General features: G+C 63.6%; 20 protein-coding genes and 1 riboswitch. Of the genes, 4 read left to right on the forward strand and 16 right to left on the reverse strand.

Annotated elements, in window-relative coordinates:
- Positions 1-107: 107 nt before the first annotated feature.
- Positions 108-3,038 carry an isoleucine--tRNA ligase gene (gene ileS / locus G3572_RS16775; RefSeq protein WP_164614019.1) on the reverse strand — a complete coding sequence of 977 codons (2,931 nt, stop codon included), beginning with the start codon at positions 3,036-3,038 and terminating at the stop codon, positions 108-110.
- Between the two features lie 271 nt (positions 3,039-3,309).
- Here ileS and G3572_RS16780 point away from each other — a divergent pair, with 271 nt between their 5' ends.
- Both G3572_RS16780 and G3572_RS16785 read left to right on the forward strand, forming a co-directional pair.
- Positions 3,310-3,687 carry a DUF2237 family protein gene (locus tag G3572_RS16780; RefSeq protein WP_164614021.1) on the forward strand — a complete coding sequence of 126 codons (378 nt, stop codon included), beginning with the start codon at positions 3,310-3,312 and terminating at the stop codon, positions 3,685-3,687.
- Positions 3,688-3,730: 43 nt separating this feature from the next.
- Positions 3,731-4,126: a group III truncated hemoglobin gene (locus tag G3572_RS16785; protein WP_164614023.1), complete on the forward strand. Its 396-nt coding sequence runs from the start codon at positions 3,731-3,733 to the stop codon at positions 4,124-4,126.
- On the opposite strand, the gene G3572_RS16790 is transcribed toward G3572_RS16785, so the two are convergent.
- From G3572_RS16790 to trpB, 4 genes are all read right to left on the reverse strand, one after another.
- Positions 4,123-4,641 carry a helix-turn-helix transcriptional regulator gene (locus G3572_RS16790; RefSeq protein WP_164614025.1) on the reverse strand — a complete coding sequence of 173 codons (519 nt, stop codon included), beginning with the start codon at positions 4,639-4,641 and terminating at the stop codon, positions 4,123-4,125. The genes G3572_RS16785 and G3572_RS16790 overlap by 4 nt on opposite strands.
- Positions 4,642-4,665: 24 nt before the next feature.
- A complete protein-coding gene (locus tag G3572_RS16795; protein WP_205518770.1) occupies positions 4,666-5,082 on the reverse strand; it encodes a hypothetical protein in 417 nt (138 codons plus the stop codon).
- 106 nt (positions 5,083-5,188) lie between these two features.
- Positions 5,189-5,722 carry a PepSY domain-containing protein gene (locus tag G3572_RS16800; RefSeq protein WP_164614027.1) on the reverse strand — a complete coding sequence of 178 codons (534 nt, stop codon included), beginning with the start codon at positions 5,720-5,722 and terminating at the stop codon, positions 5,189-5,191.
- A 235-nt stretch (positions 5,723-5,957) separates the two neighbouring features.
- On the reverse strand, positions 5,958-7,190 hold the full coding sequence (gene trpB / locus G3572_RS16805; protein WP_164614029.1) for a tryptophan synthase subunit beta: 1,233 nt from the start codon (positions 7,188-7,190) through the stop codon (positions 5,958-5,960).
- Between the two features lie 176 nt (positions 7,191-7,366).
- On the opposite strand from trpB, the gene G3572_RS16810 reads away from it, so the two are divergent.
- Positions 7,367-8,146 (forward strand): DUF4394 domain-containing protein, encoded by a 780-nt coding sequence (locus G3572_RS16810; RefSeq protein WP_164614037.1) that lies wholly within the window; start codon positions 7,367-7,369, stop codon positions 8,144-8,146.
- Positions 8,147-8,243: 97 nt separating this feature from the next.
- Here G3572_RS16810 and G3572_RS16815 read toward each other — a convergent pair whose 3' ends face one another.
- The 8 genes from G3572_RS16815 to aroA form a co-directional block, all read right to left on the reverse strand.
- Positions 8,244-8,906 (reverse strand): phosphoribosylanthranilate isomerase, encoded by a 663-nt coding sequence (locus tag G3572_RS16815; RefSeq protein ID WP_164614038.1) that lies wholly within the window; start codon positions 8,904-8,906, stop codon positions 8,244-8,246.
- A 5-nt stretch (positions 8,907-8,911) separates the two neighbouring features.
- Positions 8,912-9,271: a lipopolysaccharide assembly protein LapA domain-containing protein gene (locus G3572_RS16820; RefSeq protein WP_205518771.1), complete on the reverse strand. Its 360-nt coding sequence runs from the start codon at positions 9,269-9,271 to the stop codon at positions 8,912-8,914.
- An 87-nt stretch (positions 9,272-9,358) separates the two neighbouring features.
- Positions 9,359-9,643 carry an integration host factor subunit beta gene (gene ihfB / locus G3572_RS16825; RefSeq protein WP_135429377.1) on the reverse strand — a complete coding sequence of 95 codons (285 nt, stop codon included), beginning with the start codon at positions 9,641-9,643 and terminating at the stop codon, positions 9,359-9,361.
- A 186-nt stretch (positions 9,644-9,829) separates the two neighbouring features.
- Entirely contained in the window at positions 9,830-11,572 is a 1,743-nt protein-coding gene (rpsA, locus tag G3572_RS16830; RefSeq protein ID WP_354004060.1) for a 30S ribosomal protein S1, read from the reverse strand.
- Positions 11,573-11,679: 107 nt separating this feature from the next.
- A complete protein-coding gene (locus G3572_RS16835; RefSeq protein WP_164614042.1) occupies positions 11,680-12,663 on the reverse strand; it encodes a hypothetical protein in 984 nt (327 codons plus the stop codon).
- Between the two features lie 170 nt (positions 12,664-12,833).
- Positions 12,834-13,466, reverse strand: coding sequence for an NAD(P)H-dependent oxidoreductase (locus G3572_RS16840; RefSeq protein ID WP_164614044.1), 633 nt, complete (start codon positions 13,464-13,466; stop codon positions 12,834-12,836).
- Between the two features lie 219 nt (positions 13,467-13,685).
- A complete protein-coding gene (locus G3572_RS16845; protein ID WP_164614046.1) occupies positions 13,686-14,288 on the reverse strand; it encodes a (d)CMP kinase in 603 nt (200 codons plus the stop codon).
- Between the two features lie 95 nt (positions 14,289-14,383).
- A complete protein-coding gene (aroA, locus tag G3572_RS16850) occupies positions 14,384-15,730 on the reverse strand; it encodes a 3-phosphoshikimate 1-carboxyvinyltransferase (protein WP_164614048.1) in 1,347 nt (448 codons plus the stop codon).
- 97 nt (positions 15,731-15,827) lie between these two features.
- Here aroA and G3572_RS16855 point away from each other — a divergent pair, with 97 nt between their 5' ends.
- A complete protein-coding gene (locus G3572_RS16855; protein WP_164614050.1) occupies positions 15,828-16,892 on the forward strand; it encodes an MBL fold metallo-hydrolase in 1,065 nt (354 codons plus the stop codon).
- Here the strand turns inward: G3572_RS16855 and trmB are convergent.
- The 3 genes from trmB to lnt form a co-directional block, all read right to left on the reverse strand.
- A complete protein-coding gene (gene trmB, locus G3572_RS16860; protein ID WP_164614052.1) occupies positions 16,889-17,584 on the reverse strand; it encodes a tRNA (guanosine(46)-N7)-methyltransferase TrmB in 696 nt (231 codons plus the stop codon). The genes G3572_RS16855 and trmB overlap by 4 nt on opposite strands.
- A gap of 117 nt (positions 17,585-17,701) precedes the next feature.
- The gene (gene metK, locus G3572_RS16865) at positions 17,702-18,868 is read right to left on the reverse strand and encodes a methionine adenosyltransferase (RefSeq protein WP_164614054.1); all 1,167 of its coding nucleotides are present in this window, start codon (positions 18,866-18,868) and stop codon (positions 17,702-17,704) included.
- A 7-nt stretch (positions 18,869-18,875) separates the two neighbouring features.
- Positions 18,876-18,925, reverse strand: a riboswitch (SAM-SAH riboswitch).
- 32 nt (positions 18,926-18,957) lie between these two features.
- Positions 18,958-20,394: an apolipoprotein N-acyltransferase gene (lnt, locus tag G3572_RS16870; RefSeq protein WP_354004057.1), complete on the reverse strand. Its 1,437-nt coding sequence runs from the start codon at positions 20,392-20,394 to the stop codon at positions 18,958-18,960.
- Positions 20,395-20,405: the final 11 nt, after the last annotated feature.

Genomic DNA, 20,405 nt, shown 5'->3' on the forward strand with positions numbered 1-20,405 from the left:
TCTCGGAATGGTGCAAATCACGGACCGAGCGCCTGACCTGCACCTTTTCCGAACACCCCCCCCGCCGCAGGCGTCCCGCAGCGTTGCACGGGGTGGCGGCGGCAGGATCAGCCCAGAACCGTGTCGCAGCGCTTGCACACACCGGCGTGGGTGTGGGTGCCGACATCCGGCAGGATTTGCCAGCAACGCTGGCATTTCCCGCCCGCGGCGGCGGCAAACTCGACCCCGACACCCGGAACTTCGGCAAGAGTGAAGGCTCCGGCAGGGGCCGCGCCAAAGGTGAGCGCGATAGCCGAGGTGATGGTGACCTGAGCGAGATCCACGTTTTGCAGGGCCGCTTGCAGGGCCGGATTTTCGACATGCACAACCGGAGCAGCCTCAAGCGAAGACCCGATCACCTTGGCGGTCCGCTGGACTTCCAGCGCGGCGGTCACCACGCGGCGAACCTGCCGCACCTGTGCCCATTTCGCGCCAAGCGCATCATTGCGCCAGCTTGCGGGGGTTTCCGGAATGTCGATCAGGTGGACCGAAGACTCTGCCCCCGGAAAGCGCTCCAGCCAGACCTCTTCCATCGTGAAGACAAGGATCGGCGCGAGCCACGTCGTCAGACGGTGGTAGAGAAGGTCGAGCACGGTCCGCGCCGCACGGCGGGTCAGCGTCTGCGCCCCGTCGCAATAGAGCGTGTCCTTGATCACATCGAAGTAGAAGGCCGAAAGGTCGGTGGTGGCAAAGGTAAAGACCTTCTGGAACACGCCCTGAAAATCGTAGGCGCTGTAACCGGCGCGCACGTCGGCATCAAGTTCGGCCAGGCGGTGCAGCACCCATTGCTCCAACTCCGGCATCTCCTCGACAGGCAGCCGTTCCGCCTCGTCGAAACCATGCAACGCGCCCAGCATGTAGCGCATCGTGTTGCGCAGGCGGCGGTAGCTGTCAGCAACGCCCTTGAGGATTTCCTTTCCGATCCGCAGATCGACGGTGTAATCGCTTTGCGCGACCCAGAGCCGCAGGATATCCGCGCCGTATTCGTCGATCACCTGTTGCGGGGCCACCGTGTTGCCAAGCGACTTGGACATCTTCATGCCCTTCTCGTCCAGCGTGAACCCGTGGGTCAGCACACCGCGATAGGGCGCGCGGCCCTTGGTGCCGCAGGCTTGCAGCATGGACGAATGGAACCAGCCGCGATGCTGGTCGGTGCCTTCCAGATAAAGATCGGCAAGGCCATCCGCCGTGCCATCTTCGCGATCGCGCAGCACGAAAGCATGGGTGGAGCCGGAGTCGAACCACACATCAAGAACGTCAAAGACCTGATCGTAGTCCGCCGGATCGACGATGCCGGCCAGCACACGCTCCTTGAACCCTTCCACATACCAGACATCGGCACCTTCCGCCTCGAAGGCGGCCGTGATGCGGGCGTTGACTTCGGCGTTGCGCAGAAGGAAGTCCGGCGCATCGGGGCGGGTGCCCTTCTTGACAAAGCAGGTCAGCGGCACGCCCCAGGCGCGTTGGCGCGACAGCACCCAGTCCGGACGCGCTTCGATCATCGAGTGAAGCCGGTTGCGACCGGTTTGCGGGGTCCAGGTGACAAGCTGGTTGATCGAATTGAGCGCGCGCGCCCGGATCGTGTCGCCATAGCCGTCCATGCCATCGTCCAGCGGCTTGTCGATGGCCACGAACCATTGCGGCGTGTTGCGGAAGATCAGCGGGGCTTTCGACCGCCAGGAATGAGGGTAGCTGTGCTTGAGCTTGCCTTTGGCCAACAAGGCGCCGGCAGCAGCCAAGGCCTTGATGTTGGAAACATTGGCAGGGCCTTCCTTGCCATCGGGGGTCAGGATGGCCTGACCGCCGAAAACCGGAAGGTCGCTGCGATAGCTGCCGTCCGCCTCGACGTTCCACGTCATCGGCAGACCGAATTTCAGGCCCATCTGATAGTCGTCGTCCCCGTGGCTGGGCGCGGTGTGAACAAAGCCCGTGCCTGCATCGTCGGTCACATGGTCACCCGGCAGAACAGGCACGTCATAATCCCATTCGCCCATGCCTTCGGCGATCCCGCGATAGGGATGGGCGCAGACCATGCCCTGAAGATCATCGGCACGCACGTCGCCAAGGCGACGGACCATCTCTGGACCTGCAAGCTTGGCCTGTGCGAACACGCCCTCTGCCAAAGCATCTGCGAGGATGAGACGATGGCCAATGGTAAGCGTGCTTTGCTCGGGGCGACCGATGATTTCATACAGCCCGTAAGCGATACCGGGGCCATAGGCGACGGCACGGTTCTGCGGAATGGTCCAGGGGGTGGTAGTCCAGATCACAACATCTGTCCGCGTCTTGGTGAACAGGGTATCCGTGGCCTTTACAACCGGAAAGCGCGCCCAGATCGTGTGGCTGGTGTGATCGTGATACTCGACCTCGGCCTCGGCCAAGGCAGTCTTTTCCACGGGCGACCACATCACAGGCTTGGAGCCCTGATACAGGCTGCCGTTCATCAGGAACTTCATGAACTCGTCCGCGATCACCGCTTCGGCATGGTAATCCATCGTCAGATAGGGACGGTCCCATTTGCCGGTGATGCCAAGCCGCTTGAACTCCGCGCGCTGAACATCGATCCAGCCCTCGGCGAACTTGCGACATTCCTGACGGAAGGCGACGACATCGACGTCATCCTTGTTCAGACCCTTGGCACGGTATTGCTCTTCGATCTTCCATTCGATCGGCAGGCCGTGGCAGTCCCAACCCGGCACATAGCGCGCATCGCGCCCCATCATCTGCTGGGACCGCACCACCATATCCTTCAGCACCTTGTTCAGCGCATGGCCGATATGGAGGTGCCCGTTGGCATAGGGAGGGCCGTCATGCAGCACAAACGGGGGGCGATCCTTGCCGCTGGCGCGCAGCCTGTCATAAACCCCGAGCCGCTCCCATCGCGCCAGCCATTCAGGCTCGCGGGCGGGAAGGCCTGCGCGCATCGCAAAGGCGGTTTCAGGCAAAAAGACGGTGTCGCGATAATCGGGGCCAGCGGTTTCGGGGGTATCGGCGCACATAGGCGAATTCCTTGGAAAAGGGGGTGTGGAAAGGGCGGCCCGCACCGGCCGCGCAACAGGCAAAAGGCATCCCGGACGTTTCAACGAGACCGTCAAAACTCCGGGCGACTAATTCGCGCTATGATCCGGTTCATCCACATAACGCGCCTTATACGCGGCAGATCGGCGGCGGTCCAGATCACCGCTTGCACTTGTCTTTTGTGCTGTGACTGGACCACCCCAGCCGCAGGCCCTATGCTTGGCGCGGGCAAGGGGGCAACGAGGGATCGTCATGAAAGAGCCATCAGTCAACGTGCTTGGCGGCCGGTTGGAGCCTTGCTCTACCGACCCCGTGACCGGATTTTTCCGCAACGGCTGCTGCGACACAGGGCCGATGGACCGGGGCTTGCACACCGTCTGCGCGGTGATGACGGCGGAGTTTCTGGCGTTTTCAAAGTATCTCGGGAACGATCTGTCAACGCCCCGCCCCGAATATGGCTTTGCAGGGCTGAAGCCGGGGGATCGCTGGTGCCTCTGCGCAGGGCGCTTCCTTCAGGCTCACGAGGAAGGCGCGGCGCCGCAGGTCAACCTTGCCGCCACCCACAAGATCACACTTCAAGTCGTGCCACTCGACATCCTTGCGCAATACGCGCTGCCGGAAACATCCTGATCCCCGCCTTGCGCAAAAAGCCAGAGGGGCGAAAGACCGTTCCATGATCCCGCCACGCTTTCCCATCACCGTGTCCCAGATCGAGGCGACCGTGGCCGAGTTCTATGCTTGCGTGCGCGAACATCCCGGTCTGGGGCCGGTCTTTGCGCGGCATGTCACGGACTGGTCCGCGCATGAAACCAAGATTGCCCGCTTCTGGCGCAACGCCATCCTGTTCGAGCGCAGTTATGACGGCAACCCGATGGCGGCACATATGGCAGCGTGGGATGTGCGCGCGCCCATGTTTGCCGTCTGGCTCGGCCTCTTCGATTCGGTGCTGCGCCGCACCCTTCCGGCCGAAACCGCAGCCGCATGGTCGGCCCTTGCGCATCGGATCGGACGGGGAATGCACATCGCCATTCAGGATCGTGACAGCGCAGGGCCGCCCAGACTGGGCTAGGCCGCATCCGGCGCCTTCGCGGCCTGACGCACCGCCCCGTCGTCGCGCATCAGATCTTCGATGAACAAGCTCAGGAGTTGGGGCCGTCCGGTCACACCGGCCTTGCGATAGATGGCATTGGTTTGCGCCTTGATGGTGCCTTCGCTGGTGCCCCGCAACGCCGCGATTTCCGCCGTGCTCATGCCCTTGATCGAGAACAGCGCCACATCGCGTTCTGCCGGCGTAAGCCCCCATTCGTCAAAGCGTTCGCCAAGCAGGTCCATGAACGCGCCCGAGGCACGGCGCAACCGCGCCTCGGCCCGCGCGCGGTCACGGAAGCTGCGCCGCAAGACCAGCGCCCCGAGCACAAGGCCCAGCAAAAGCCCCAGTGCCGCGCCGATTTCGAGCAACTCGCGCAGTTCCCAAGCCAAGGGCGTGCTGCGCAGGCCAAGCAGCGAAGACAGGATGTCCGAAACAAAGAAAAACGCGCAGAGCGCCTGCACCACAAAGACTGCAACAATCGCACCGCGCTGCATCAGCCGCGCCCTTGGCCGGCAGGGTCACTTGTCATCATCGGAACCGCCGCCCTTGCCGCTGTTGTCCCCGTCGCCGTTATCGTCGCGGCTGTCGTCATCGCCGTCGTCGCCGCCGCGCCCCCTCCCCCGGCCACGCCCGCTGTCATCGTCTGCAGCGTCATCATCTCGGATCAGCCCGCCCCCCCCGCTGCCATCCGAAGTGACGGTCCAGAGATCGCGCAGGATCTCCCCCGTGCGGGGGTTCAGGATGATCTCGCGCCGCCCGCGCTGACTGTCGGCCAAAATGCGCGTGCGGCCCAGCAAGGTGCGCTCGACCACGATCGAGGCAAAACCCTGTTCCTGCAACTGCTCCACCACACGCTGGGTGAAGTCCTTTGCAAAGGCAGGCTGTCCGATCAGGACAGCCCCCAAACCAAGCCCCAGAAAGCTGCGGCGCTGCATGTCTTCCTTTCCGGCCCTAAACGGCGCGGCCCTTGCGCCAAGTCATTATTCTACAGAGTGAACGCCCCGGCAAGGCCGGGGCATTCTGCGACGGGCGCAAAGGGTCTCAGTCGTCCCCGCCGCGTCCACGACCCTTGCCACCATCATCACCCGCACCGTCGTCCGATCCGCGACCACGCCGGTCATCACCCGCGCCATCATCAGAACCACGACCACGGCGGTCATCACCCGCGCCATCATCCGATCCGCGACCACGGCGGTCATCACCCGCGCCATCATCCGAGCCACGACCCCGACGGTCATCACCCGCGCCATCGTCATCCGCCGCGCCATCGGCGCGCACCCGCACGAAATCGCGGTTGCGCTCGCGGATGCTGACACCGGGCATGGTGTTTTCGCCCGGACGCACCGCTTCTGCCTCGCGCTTCAAGACCGCGCCGGTTGCCCGATCCAGCACCAGTTCAAGCTTTTCGCCACCCCGGAACGCTTCCAGCTTCATCTGGGACAGGCCGCGCTTTACCTCGATGCGGGTATATCCTGCCGCCTGCAAATCCGCGACCGCCTGCTCCACCGTCAGCGCGAAGCCCATCGGTGCCGCCAGCATCAAGCCGAGAACCAGTAGTCCAACTTTCCGTATCATGGTCATTCTCCGAACTCGGCCGATCCCGAGTTGTCCCCCCGACCCGGCCTGCATCGCACCCATTGGCGACACGTCCAGCAAGCCGCAACGCCATGCGGCGCACCATTAACCGGCGGTTTAGGGTGCACCGCCTCTGCCACCGGATTACGGCCCTAAACCAAGGTTTATGCGCCTTGCAAAGAAAAACCCCCGCCAGCGGTGCTGGCGGGGGCTGTGCCGTGCGATCTGCCGCGCGTCACACTTTCATGTCAAAACCGAGATGCTTGGCAACGGTGAAGATATCCTTGTCGCCGCGCCCGCACATGTTCATCACGATGATATGGTCGCGCGGCAAGGTCGGTGCGATCTTCATCACATGGGCCAGCGCATGGCTCGGCTCCAGCGCCGGGATGATTCCCTCCAGCTTGCAAGACAGCTGGAACGCCTCAAGCGCCTCGACATCGGTGATAGAGACATATTGCGCCCGCCCGACATCATGCAGCCATGCATGTTCGGGACCGATGCCGGGATAGTCGAGGCCCGCGCTGATGCTGAAACCTTCGAGGATCTGGCCATCCTCGTCCTGCAAGAGATAGGTGCGGTTGCCGTGCAGCACCCCGGGACGGCCGCCCGTGAGGCTGGCGCAATGCTCCATCCGGTCGTCGACACCCTTGCCTCCGGCCTCGACGCCGATGATGTTCACAGAAGGATCGTCAAGGAAGGGATAGAACAGCCCCATCGCATTGGAGCCGCCCCCGATGGCCGCTATCACGGTGTCGGGCAGGCGCCCCTCCCCCTCCTGCTCGGCAAGCTGCCAACGCACTTCCTTGCCGATGATCGACTGGAAATCGCGCACCATCGCCGGATAGGGGTGCGGCCCTGCGACCGTGCCGATGCAATAGAACGTGTCGCGCACATTGGTCACCCAGTCGCGCAGCGCATCATTCATCGCATCCTTGAGCGTGCCGCGTCCCGACGTCACCGGCACCACCTCGGCCCCCAGAAGCCGCATGCGGAACACGTTCGGTGCCTGCCGTTCGACATCATGCGCGCCCATGTAGACCACGCATTTCAATCCGAACTTGGCGCAGACGGTGGCGGTGGCCACGCCGTGCTGCCCTGCGCCGGTTTCCGCGATGATGCGGGTCTTGCCCATGCGGCGCGCAAGAATGATCTGGCCCAGCACGTTGTTGATCTTATGGGCGCCGGTATGGTTCAACTCGTCGCGCTTCATGTAGATCTTGGCACCGCCCAAATGCTGCGTCAGACGCTCGGCATAATAAAGCGGGCTGGGGCGGCCCACATAATGCGCCCACAGATCATCCATTTCGGCCCAGAAGCTCGGGTCGGTCTTGGCAAATTCGTAGCGTTCTTCCAGTTCAAGGATCAGCGGCATCAGCGTTTCCGACACGAAACGCCCGCCGAAGATGCCGAAACGGCCCGCCTCATCCGGCCCGGTCATAAAGCTGTTGATTCCGTCTTCGGCCATCGTCCGCCTCCATATCTGCTGGGGTTACCTAGCGCGCGCGTGACACGCGGTAAAGCCACGCGACGCTTTCGCAGTCACGGTTTCGTTATCTGCACATCTGAAACTTCGCGACACGGCCTTTCGTATCCGGACCGTTAAGGAAAAAGCGGCCGCGCCGCCCTCATCGGAGTGACACTATGACACGTATTCTTTCAGTTCTTCTTGCCACCGCCGCATTCACAGCCCCGGCTTTCGCAGACACCGCCCTTGGCCTGACCGGCGACAAGACGCTGGTGATGATCGACACTTCCACCGCCGCCGTCACCGGCACGGTTGAAGTGCAAGGCGTAAACCGTCTGCACGGCATCGACTACCGCCCCGGCACGATGACCGTGATCGGCGTGACCGACGAACAGGCCATCGTGACGATTGACCCGATGACGGGCGCCACCACCCCGCTGTCGACCATGAACACCATGATGGAAATCGCGGATGGCGCGGCGGTGATCGTCGATGTGAACCCCGCTGCCGACCGCCTGCGCTTCATGTCGGGCACCACCAACCACCGCATCAACATGGATACGGGCGAAGTCACCGTTGACGGCAATCTGGCGTGGGAGGCCGGCGATGCAAACGGCATGGCAAATCTGATGGTCGCCGGCACGGGCTATAGCAACAGCTATGGCAAGCCCGAAGCCACCGCGATGTATAACATCGACACCGGGCTCTCTGCGCTGCTGCGCCAGACCGCCCCGAATGACGGCACCAACGCCACCATCGGCATGTTGGGTGCGATGATCGAGGGCCCCGTCGGCTTTGACATCGCCACCACAGCGGATGGGACAAACACCGCATGGCTGGCCGCCAATGGCGCGCTGCACACCGTCGACCTTGAGACCGGGGCCGTCCTCCAGTCCTGGCCGATCACCGGCACCGATGCGGCGCTGCGAGACCTGACGATCCTGCCTGCAATGTAAGCCCCCAAAAGGCAGGGCTGCGTCGGTAAAAGGGGGGCGAACTCGCCCCCCTTTTCTTCTTTGCGGTTAAGGTCGCCAAAGATCGGCTAGGGCAGCTTCAGCGCAACCTGGGGATCGCGGGCGCGCGTGTTGCCGCGACAAAGGCCGCAACTTTCGCCGCATCCTTCACACCTGGAGAGGACTCGACCCCAGATGACACATCCACCTGCCGCGCATTGGTCAGGCGGATGGCCTCTGCCACATTCTGCGGCGTCAGCCCGCCGGCAAGCATCCACGGACGCAACCAGCGCCGCTGTGCCACCAGCCGCCAGTCGAAAACCAGGCCGTTGCCCCCCGGCAGATCGGCAGACTTGGGCGGCTTGGCATCAACGAGGATCTGGTCAGCCACCAGACTGTAATCAAGCAGCGCAGCCAGATCCCCTTCATCGGCGACGCCCACCGCCTTCATCACCGGCAAACCATAGCGCGCGCGGATCTCGGCCACGCGATCGGGGCTCTCATGGCCATGCAACTGCAACATGTCGAGCGGCATCGCTTCGGTGATTGCGTCCAGAGCCGCGTCATCCGCATCCACCACCAGCGCCACTTTGGCCAGACCCACCGGCGCGGCCAGTGCAAGCTCGCGCGCCTGTTCCACGCTCAGATGGCGGGGGCTTTTGGGAAAGAACACAAAACCGGCATAGGCTGCACCGGCCGCGGCCACCGCCGCAACATCTGCCACGGTCCTCAGACCGCAGACCTTGACCCTGATATCAACCATTGCGCTCAGCCTGCCTTGCGTTGATCCAGCAGCGCCAGCACATCATCCTGCGGTTCGGGCTTGGTGTCGCGCATGACTGCAAGCTCTCGCTCCAGTTTCGAGACTTCGCGGGTCTTCGTGCTGGCGAGCGCGCGGTGCTTATGCTCGCGGAACCATTCCCAGACAAAACCGATCAGGACCCCGACCAGTATGCTTGCAAAGATCACCAGATAAAGCGGCAGCTCAATCTGCCAGCCCAGACCGGAAAACGCCGCGAGGTCATCGGGCAGGGCCTTCAGCGTCACAGGCGCGCGATTGGCCAAGGCCACCGTAAGCAAGCTGATCGCCAGCACGGCCAGAAGCGCATAACGCAGATAACGGATCATGATAGAACTCCCGGTGACGCCTGTCCCTGAATATCGGCGCGGCAGCCGTCAGGTGCAAGGGCCACGCAAAGCATCGGCAAGCGGGCGTCAACCCTTGCCGTTGAGCCTGTCACGAAGCAACTTGCCGGTCTTGAAGAACGGCACCTTCTTGTCCTCGACTTCAACAGCCTCACCCGTGCGCGGGTTGCGCCCGACGCGGGCATCGCGTGCCTTGACCGAAAAGGCCCCAAATCCGCGCAATTCGACGCGGTCGCCCTTGGCCAGGGCCTCTATGATTTCTTCGAACACCGTATTCACGATACGCTCGACATGGCGTTGCGTAAGATGCGGGTTCTCGTCCGCAATTTTCTGGATCAGTTCCGAACGGATCATCCGAAGTGTCCCCCCTGCGGCGGTTCGCGATTTGCGGGAGCAAATCCAGCCGCCGCTGTGCTTATTGTGACCCGACTATAGGCAAAAAATTCGGCGCCACACAAACGAAAAGGCTGGAATCCCCGTGCGATACGAAAAGGCCCCACCTTTCGGCGGGGCCTTTCCTCAACAATTGAGGGCAAAGCCTCAGTTCTTGTCGCCTTTCAGCGCCGCGCCAAGGATATCGCCCAGCGATGCGCCCGAATCGGACGAGCCATACTGCTCAACCGCTTCTTTCTCTTCGGCGATCTCGCGCGCCTTGATCGACAGGCCCATGCGGCGGGTTTTCGGGTCGATGTTGGTCACGCGAACGTCAACCTTGTCACCGACCTGGAAACGCTCGGGGCGCTGGTCGCCACGGTCGCGGCTCAGGTCGCTGCGGCGGATGAACGACTTGGCGCCGTTGTAATCCACTTCGACGCCACCCTCTTCGATCGCGGTCACTTCAACCGTGATGACCGAGCCTCGCTTCACACCGTCCACCGCTTCGGTGAAGGTGTCTTCGCCCAGAGCCTTGATCGACAGCGAGATACGCTCTTTCTCGACGTCAACTTCCGAAACGGCCGCCTTCACGGTGTCGCCCTTGCGATAGTTGGCAATCGCGTCTTCGCCGCGCTGGTCCCACGACAGGTCGGACAGGTGAACCATGCCGTCGATGTCGTTTTCCAAACCGATGAACAGACCGAATTCGGTGATGTTCTTGACTTCGCCTTCAATGGTCGAGCCCACCGGGTTGTTCTCGGCGAACACTTCCCACGGGTTGCGCTGGGTCTGCTTGAGGCCCAGAGACACACGGCGCTTGGCGGAGTCGATCTCCAGCACCATGACGTCGACTTCCTGGCTGGTCGAAACGATCTTGCCGGGGTGCACGTTCTTCTTGGTCCACGACATTTCCGAAACGTGAACCAGACCTTCGACACCGGCTTCCAGCTCGACGAATGCGCCGTAATCGGTGATGTTGGTCACGCGGCCCTTGTGGACCGAACCCAGCGGATAGGCGCGCTCGACTGCATCCCACGGATCTTCCTGCAGCTGCTTCATGCCGAGGCTGATACGGTGGGTTTCCTTGTTGATCTTGATGACCTGCACTTTGACAGTCTCACCAATGGCAAGGATTTCCGACGGGTGGTTGACGCGGCGCCAAGCCATGTCGGTCACGTGCAGCAGGCCGTCCACGCCGCCCAGATCAACGAACGCACCGTATTCGGTGATGTTCTTGACCACGCCGTCAACGGTCTGGCCTTCGGTCAGGTTGCCGATGACTTCGGCGCGCTGTTCGGCACGCGATTCTTCAAGGATCGCACGACGCGAGACAACGATGTTGCCACGGCGACGGTCCATCTTCAGGATCTGGAACGGCTGCTTCAGACCCATCAGCGGGCCGGCGTCACGCACGGGACGGACGTCGACTTGCGAGCCGGGAAGGAAGGCAACAGCGCCACCCAGATCGACGGTGAAGCCACCTTTGACACGGCCAAAGATCGCGCCATCGACGCGGGTTTCGGCGGCATAGGCTTTTTCCAGACGGTCCCAAGCTTCTTCGCGCTTGGCTTTCTCACGGCTGATCTGGGCTTCCCCGCGCGAGTTTTCCACGCGGTCCAGATAGACCTCGACTTCGTCGCCGACATTGATGTCGGGCTGTTCGCCGGGGTTTGCGAATTCTTTCAGATCGATGCGGCCTTCCATCTTGTAGCCGACGTCGATGATGGCCTGGCCCGCTTCGATCGCGATGACCTTGCCTTTGACAACCGAACCCTCTTCGGGGGTGTCAATCTCGAAGCTTTCTTTCAAGAGGGCTTCGAAGTCTTCCATGGTAGCTTTAGCGCACATATGCAGTTTGTCCTTTTTCGTGGTTTTCTGGCCTTGCGGTTGGCTCCGCCGGTCTTTGATCGCCCTGATCTGCTGTCCATAGCCCAAGGAGCCGGGCCGGAAAACTCCGTCAGGATGCGGGGCCTATAGCGCCAGAACGCAGCAAGAGCAAGACAAAGCGCGCGCGCTCAGATCACAGGTGCGCGCAGGCCCAACCGCTCTGGCGGGAAACCGGCTTGGGCAAAGATCGCCTGCACCTTCGCGGCAAAATCGGGCGCGCCGACATTCAGACAGTTGCGCACGAAGTACCAATAGAGGAACCGCCTATAGTCTGGCTGAGGCAGCGCGAGGGCGTTCCCCAAGGCGGCGGAAAAGCCTTCCGGCTGGCGCACCGTCTGCGCCACATGGTGAAAATCCGACGGCCCGAACAGAATGGCGGGCTTGTGCTGCAAGAAGCCTTCGATGGCACAGGCCGAGTTTATGCTCACGGTGGCCACCGAGGCTGCAATCATGTCGTGCACATTGGCGGTTGTGGGGGTGATGCTGCACCCCTCCGCAATCACGCGCGCGATCACCGCGGCATCGTGCTCGGGCGCCAGCGGATGCGGCTTGACCAGCACCTGCCGCCCGCCTGCCCCCCGCGCCACGGCCCGGAGCATCGCCTCGCCCGAGACATGGGCAAGACCGTTCTCCTCCGGCTGGCTGCCCTGCAGGAACACCGAGATCGCCCCCGGCGCAAAGCTCGCCGCCTCTTCCTCCTGCGCGCGCCGCGACCGCCGCGCAAGCGTATAGCGCTCGCGCATCCGCTCGAAGAACCCGTTCGCCGCGCGCTGCGGCACCTCGCTTGGGTCGAACACCTGCGCACCGATGCTGCTCTCGGCCTGCATGCCTGCGGGATCGAGATGCCAGAAGGGCGGCAGATAGGCGATCGAGGCGTTCAACACCCCCCTCCCCCGCGCCCGTCCGGTATCAAGAATATGCAGGTCCCCGTCATCATAGGCGTCGGTCGTCCCTGCCTGAAAGGGCCGCGTGCGACGATCGCACACACTTATCCGCGCGCCCAAAGGTGCAAAGGCTTCCTCGATCCGGGCAAACAATTTCAGATAGCGCGTCTCGCGCCAATCCTTCAGATGCCGCGCGGGGAGATGAAAAACAACGCGCGCTTGCGCCATAACCCCGCTCCGCCACCGCTTCGATTTCCCGCACGATCCGCGATTGCCACGCGCCGCGCAAGGTCCACCGTCCCAAGGTCAGCAAAGGCCCGCACCAAAACGGAAAAAGGGTGCGGCACCTTTGGATGCCGCACCCTTCCCTATGCCCTGTCAGGCCAAGGCCAAAACGGTCAGGCGACTTCGGAAACCAGTTCCGCCATCGGCTTGCGCACTTTCTTCATGCCCAGCAGCCAATCGCCATCAGCCGCGCGGTAGCCCAGCGGCAACAGCGTGACCGAGCGCAATCCGCGCGCCCGCAGGCCGAGGATCTCATCCACCTTGGCGGCGTCAAAGCCTTCCATCGGGGTCGAGTCCACCTCTTCGAACGCCGCAGCCGTCAGCCCGATGCCAAAAGCGATATAGGCCTGACGCGCGGCATGCTCGAAGTTCACCTCGGCAGAGCGGGGCAGGACCATCGACTTGAGGTTGTCATAATAGCCCGACACCGCCTCGCGCGGAATCCCGCGCTCTGCCACCAACTGGTCCACCACGGCGTCAATGCGTGCTTCGGTGTAATTGTCCCACGCAGCAAAGACCAAGACATGGCTGCCATCGGTCACCTGCGCCTGACCATAGGCCACATCGCGCAACTGCGCCTTCACGTCCGGGTTGGTGACCACGATCACTTCGAACGGCTGCAAGCCGCTGGAGGTCGGGGCCAGCTGGATGGCCTCCAGAATGCGGTCCACCTTGTCTTGCGTGACAGGCTTGGACGGGTCCATTTTCTTGGTGGCATAACGCCAGTTCAATTTTTCGTGCAGCATGTTCGTGCGCCTTGTGCTTGCCGACCCGGACCTCGGGTCTGCTCAATTCCTTGGAAGCACGATGTAGGTGAGCCGCGTGCGGAACCCAAGTGCAGCGGCGCACAGGCACTGTTCGATCGGGCGAAACGCCACGCCATTTGCACAGATGACGTTTGCGAAACCCTAGCCGGGCCTCGCAGCGACCTCGGCTTTCACCTGCGGACCGAAGTGGGGAGAAAATCAGCGTTGCAGCGCCTTGGCGACCAAGGCCACCGCCTGCGCGATGGCTTCGGCGCTGGTCAGCGCGCTGGTGTCGATCACCTGCGCATCCGCTGCCGCCCGCAAGGGTGCATCCGTGCGGCCCATGTCCCGCGCATCGCGCTCCTGCACCTCGGCCAACACATCGGCCAGCGCGCGCGGGGCTGCCTCTCCCCCCAACTCCAGCCAGCGCCGACGCGCCCGCACATCGGCGCTTGCGGTGACAAACAGCTTCACCTCGGCCTCGGGGCAGATCACGGTGCCGATGTCACGTCCGTCGAGCACCGCGCCCCCATCGCGCCGCGCAAAGCGGCGCTGAAAGTCCAGCAGGGCCGCGCGCACTTCGGGGATCACCGCGACCCGGCTGGCGGCCTGCCCCGCCTCCAGACTGCGCAGATCGTCGCGCGAAAGATCTTCAGGCGTCAGGCTTCGCGCCGCTTCTACGGGATCGCCGCCCTTGACGCCGACCGCCCGATAGAGCGCCCCCGTGTCCAGATGCGCAAAACCGAAAGCCTCGGCCACCGCACGGCTGATGGTGCCTTTGCCCGCAGCCGCAGGTCCGTCAATGGCCACAGTGAAAATCATGTCCAGCCCTTTGTGTTCCCGTAACCACGAACCGCACACGGCCGACGCCGGAGGCATCCGCCTGTGCTGCCCGTCCGGCGTTGCAGGCCTGCCGCCTAACCGCGCCGGATCGACGCGCCCAGCCCGTTCATCAAGCCTTCGAAGATCGGGAACGACGTCACGATAGGAGATGCGTCATCAACCGAAACCGGTGCCTGCGCTGCCATGCCCGCCACCAGAAAGGACATCGCGATGCGATGATCGAGATGGGTGGCGCAGGTGGCACCGCCCGGCATGCCGCCCGGCCCCATGCCATGCACGATCAGCGTGTCCTCATCTTCCTCGATCCGCACGCCGCAGGCTTCGAGGCCCCGCGCCATCGCGTCGATACGGTCGGATTCCTTGACGCGCAATTCCTTGACCCCGCGCATCACCGTCTTGCCCGTGGCGAAGGCTGCGACAACCGACAGGATCGGATATTCATCGATCATGCTCGGCGCGCGCTCGGGCGGCACCTCGATGCCCTTCATGTTGTCGGAAAAGCGCACCCGCAGATCGGCCACCGGCTCGCCGCCTTCTTCGCGCGGGTTCTGGAACTCTATCTCGGCCCCCATTTCGGACAGGGTGATGTAAAGACCGTTTCGGGTCAGGTTCTGGCTGACGCCCGGCACCAAAATATCCGAACCCTCGACAATCAGCGCCGCGCAGGTCGGAAAGGCAGCAGAGCTCGGGTCGCGCGGCACTGCCACGGTTTGCGGGCGCAACTCGGGCCTGCCTTGCAGGGTGATGACATGGCCTTCGGCGGTTTTCTCGACCGAAAGCTGCGCGCCAAAGCCCAAAAGCATGCGTTCCGAATGGTCCCGCGTGGGTTCGCGCTCGATCACCACGGTTTCTCCTGGTGCGTTAAGCCCCGCGAGCAGCACCGCCGATTTGACCTGCGCCGATGCGACGGGCAGGGCGTAGCGCACCGGCACCGGATTTGCGGCCCCCACTACCGTCATCGGCAGGCGCCCGCCCTTGCGGCCATAGGCCTGCGCGCCAAACAGCGACAGCGGGTCGGTCACCCGCCCCATCGGCCGTTTGCGCAAGGAGGCATCGCCGGTGAACGTCGCCGTCATCGCCGTCGTGGCCATCGTCCCCATAATCAGCCGCACGCCGGTGCCGGAGTTGCCGCAATCGATCACATCGGCCGGTTCCGAAAATCCTCCCACGCCCACACCGTGCACCGACCATGCACCGGGTCCATGCTGCACCACATCGGCGCCAAAAGCCCGCATTGCCCGCGCGGTATCCAGCACGTCCTGCCCTTCCAGCAAGCCGGTGATCTTCGTCTCTCCCACGGCCATTGCGCCAAAGATCAGCGCGCGGTGCGAGATGGACTTGTCGCCCGGAACGGCAGCAGTCCCCCTCAGCGGTCCGCTCTTTGCGGAGGTCATCGGTTGCGCATCGCCATGGCCGGACATCGTCTTCTCCCGTATGTGAACGCCCGCGTGATAGCGCAAGCAAGGGCGGCGGTCTATGGGGGGTTGATGCGCGCAAGGCGCGATGCATATCAGGGCCATGAAACGCCGGAACTTCATCAAGGGAACCGCCCTTCTCGCCGCCCTCGGGCTTGGCGGGGGCAGTGCAGCCATGGCCATATCGTCGAGCAGAAACCGCTACTACGCCGGCCCGCAGTCGGATCATTTCGACGGGGTGCGCTTTTTCAATCCGGGCGGTGCGCCGCCCTCGGGTTTCGGCGATCTGCTCAAGTGGCAATTCGGCGGCACCCGCGCCACATGGCCCGCGCAGGTGCAGGTCGGCTCGGTCAAACCGGCGGCAAAGGTGCAGGACTTGACCGTCACGATGGTGGGTCATGCCACGATGCTGATCCAGATGGACGGGGTAAACCTGCTGACCGATCCGGTCTGGTCAGACCGCGCGAGCCCCCTTGCCTTTGCCGGACCAAAGCGGGTGGCCGCGCCCGGCATCGCCTTTGCCGACTTGCCAAGAATCGATGCGATCCTTCTGAGCCATAACCATTACGACCACCTTGACCTGACCACTTTGGCCAGCTTGCACGCCGCGCATGCACCGCAGATCATCACGCCTCTGGGCAATGATACGATCATCCGCAAAGCGGTGCCCGATGCGCGCATCGCCATCGGCGACTGGGGGCACACCACGCCCTTTGGCCCGCTGACCATCCATTTCGAACCCTGCCACCACTGGTCGGCGCGGGGCATGGGCGATCGGTCCATGGCGCTATGGGCCGCCTTCGTGATTGCCGGACCTTCGGGCAAGGTGCTGCACATTGGCGACACCGGGTTTGATCAGGGCCGCCCCTACCGCTCGCTGGCCGCGCGCTATGGGGTGATCCGCGCCGCGATCCTGCCCATCGGGGCCTACGAGCCGCGCTGGTTCATGCGCGCCCAGCACCAGAACCCGGCCGAAGCGGTCGAGGGCTTTGTCCTGTCGGGCGCCAGACATGCCATCGGCCATCACTGGGGGACGTTCCAATTGACGGACGAGGCGCGCGAGGCGCCGCTTGCCGCGCTGGACGCTGCCTTGAAAGGCAAGGGCATCGCCGCAGACAGCTTTCGCGCCCTTGCCCCGGGTCGGGTCTGGGAAATTCCCCCGATCTAGGCCGCGCGCCGGAAGGTAAGGTAATGGGGCATGCGCCCTTCACGCAGTGCCTTTTGCTCGTAGCGGGTGGAAATCCAGTCCTCCCACGCCTGCCCTTCCCCGGTTTGCGAGATCAGATCGAACCCCGCGCGCGGCACCTCTTCGAGTGTCTGGCGCACATAGTCGGGAATGTCGGTTGCGACCCTGAATTCGGCACCGGGCTTCATCACCCGTGCCAACAAGGCCAGATAGCCCGGCGTCACAAAGCGGCGGCGGTGATGGCGGGCCTTGGGCCACGGGTCGGGGTAATTCAGAAACACCTTCTCGACCGAGGCGGCGGGTAGCACGTCAAACAGGTCGCGCACATCGCCGGGGTGAATGGCAAGGTTCGTGGCGCCCGCTTGCCGGATCTTGCCAAGCAGCATGGCGACCCCGTTCACAAAAGGCTCGCAGCCGATGATGCCAACGTCCGGATAACGGGCAGCCATATGCACCAGATGCTCGCCGCCACCGAACCCGACCTCGACCCACAGGGGGCGCGCGCCCGGAAATACGGTCAGATCAAGCAGGGTGCGGTCCGGATTTTCCTCTGGCACCACCCCGCGCAGCCGCAGGGTTTCCAGATCATGCGCCAGATAATCCTTCTGGCTGGCGCGCAGCGTCTTGCCATGCACCCGACCGTAAAAATTGCGACGTTCCGTTGGTTCGGTCATGCAGCACTGTCCTGTTCCGCCTCTGGCGCGCCTAGTGTCAGGCCGCGTCCGGCGGGTCAAGGCTTTGCCGATCGGCAAAAGCGCGCGCCCGCGACAGGCCGGCGCGCGCGCTGCCGTTCAGACGGCGTTTTTCAGGGCCTCGACCAGATCGGTGCGCTCCCAGCTGAAACCGCCATCAGCCTCCGGCGCGCGGCCAAAGTGACCATAGGCACTGGTGCGCGCATAGATCGGGCGGTTGAGGTTCAGATGCGTGCGGATCCCGCGCGGCGTCAGGTCCATGCAGGCCGAAACCGCACGCTCGATCTGGGCAGCCTCCACCTGGCCTGTGCCATGCGTATCGACATAAATCGACAACGGCTCAGCCACACCGATCGCATAGGACACCTGCAAGGTGCAGCGATCGGCAAGCCCCGCCGCCACCACGTTCTTGGCAAGATAGCGTGCGGCATAAGCGGCCGAACGGTCAACCTTGGTGGGGTCCTTTCCAGAGAACGCGCCGCCGCCGTGCGGGGCTGCGCCGCCATAGGTATCCACGATGATCTTGCGCCCGGTCAGACCCGCATCGCCATCGGGTCCACCGATGACGAAAATTCCCGTGGGGTTCACGTGCCACTTGGTCGCCTCGGTCAGCCAGCCATCGGGCAACACCTGACGGATATAAGGCTCCACAATGGCGCGGATATCGGCCGAGGTCTGGGTCTCCAGCGCATGCTGGGTCGAGAGCACGATGGATGTCACCTCGACCGGCTTGCCATCCTCATACCGCAGGGAAAGCTGCGACTTGGCATCCGGCCCCAGCGTCGGCTGCTCGCCCGATTTGCGCGCCTGCGCAAGACGCCGCAGAATGGCCTGCGCATATTGCAGCGGTGCGGGCATCAGCTCCGGCGTCTCGCGGCAGGCATAACCGAACATGATACCCTGATCGCCCGCGCCATCCTTGTCGACCCCTTGCGCGATATGGGCAGACTGGCCGTGCAGGTAGTTATGCACCGTCAGGGTGTTCCAGTGGAACTTGTCCTGCTCGTATCCGATATCCTTCACACAGTCGCGCACGATGCCTTCGACGCGTTCCAGCATGGCATCGGTCGCAGCCTTGCTTGACAGCCCCACCTCGCCCCCGACAACCACCCGGTTCGTCGTCGCAAAAGTCTCGCAAGCAACGCGGGCATTCGGCTCTTCGGCCAGAAAGGCATCCAACACGGCATCCGAAACACGGTCACAGACCTTGTCCGGATGCCCCTCGGAAACGGATTCCGAGGTAAAAACGTAATTCTTGCGGCTCATGGGGTCGTGCTCCATTTGAATGATCCCCGCCACGCCAGGAAGCCGTTGTGGCGGTTCAGCGATGTGCCTAGAGCGAATACCCAGGAGGGTCAAGCGAGGTGGCGTCGCCTGCGCCAGAAGGCCCCGGCAAAAAGCAGCAATATCGCGGCAATGGCAGGCCATTCGCCCCAGCGCGCATAGGGCGTCGCGGCCAGCGCACCCGGAATGGCCGCTACGTCCAGGGCCCCTGCCTCGCCGAAAGGCAAGGCCTGCACCACCCGCCCGCGTGCATCGATCACCGCCGTCACTCCGGTATTTGCCACGCGGATCAGCGCAAGCCCCTGCTCGACAGCGCGCATCCGCGCTTGCTGGAAATGCTGGAACGGGCCGGTAAGCGTGCCAAACCATGCGTCATTGGTGATCTGCAACATCCAGTCAGGTCGTTCCGGCGCGCGGCGCGGAATATAGGGGAACACCGCCTCGTAGCAGATAAGCGGCAACATGCGCCCCAACTCGGGGCCAAGATCGATCACCGCAGGCCCGGTGCCGGCCGAATAGCCATTGCCGACCTGCGCGGCAAAGGCCCCGATTCCGAACCAGTCCTGCAACAGATCGCCCATCGGCATGTATTCGCCAAACGGCACAAGATGAAACTTGTCATAGGTCGCCACCAGCGCGCCGTCTCCTTCCAGCACGCGCAGCGAGTTCCAGCCACGGTCCCCCTCGACGCGCTGGATGCCGATGGCCACCTTCTGCCCGCCGGACGCGCCGGTGATGATCGGGGCGACCTCGGGCGAGTATTCCAGCAAATAGGGCACTGCCGTTTCCGGCCAGATCGTCAGATCGGCAGGGGTTCCGGCACGGGTCAGGTCAAGCTGGCGCTGGAACAGGATACGCGCCTCGTCCGGGTTCCATTTCAGGTGCTGCTCGGCATTCGGCTGGACAAGGCGCAAGCTCGCCACGCGCGGGGCGGGATCGGGCTGTGCCAGTTGCCATTGGCCAAAGCCAAAGCCCGCCGCCAGAACCAAGGCCGCCGCCGCCGCGCCCCACACCCGCCAGATCAGCGGCAAGGCAGCCAAAGCCAGCGTCACAACCGTAAGACCGGTCGCGCCCCACAGCGCCATCGTCTGCATTACTGGCGTGGCATGCCACATATGGCCGGTCAACGCCCAGGGAAACCCCGTCAGGATATTGCCGCGCAGCAGTTCCACCGTGCCCAACCCCGCCGCCAGAGCCAGAGGCCGCAGTGCAAAACGGCAGGTCAGCGCATTGGCCGCTCCCCAGAACAGGCCAAAGCCCAAGGCCATAAGCACCAGGGCGAAGGGCGCCATCCAGCCATAGACCAAAGGATCAATCAGAAAGGGCGAAACAATCCAGTTCAACGAGGCTGCGAAATACCCCGCCCCGACCAGAAGGCCCACCCAGAAGGCGCTGGCGGCAGATCCGGTCCGCAGCATCCGCGCCATCGCCCAGACCAAAGCCGGAAACGCAAGATACCAGGCCGAAAGCGGCGCTTGCCCCAAAGCTGCCGCAGCGCCGGCCAGCACATCGACTGCCC

The sequence above is a fragment of the Pseudotabrizicola algicola genome (genome assembly GCF_010915705.1).
GTDB classification, from domain to species: Bacteria; Pseudomonadota; Alphaproteobacteria; order Rhodobacterales; family Rhodobacteraceae; genus Pseudotabrizicola; species Pseudotabrizicola algicola.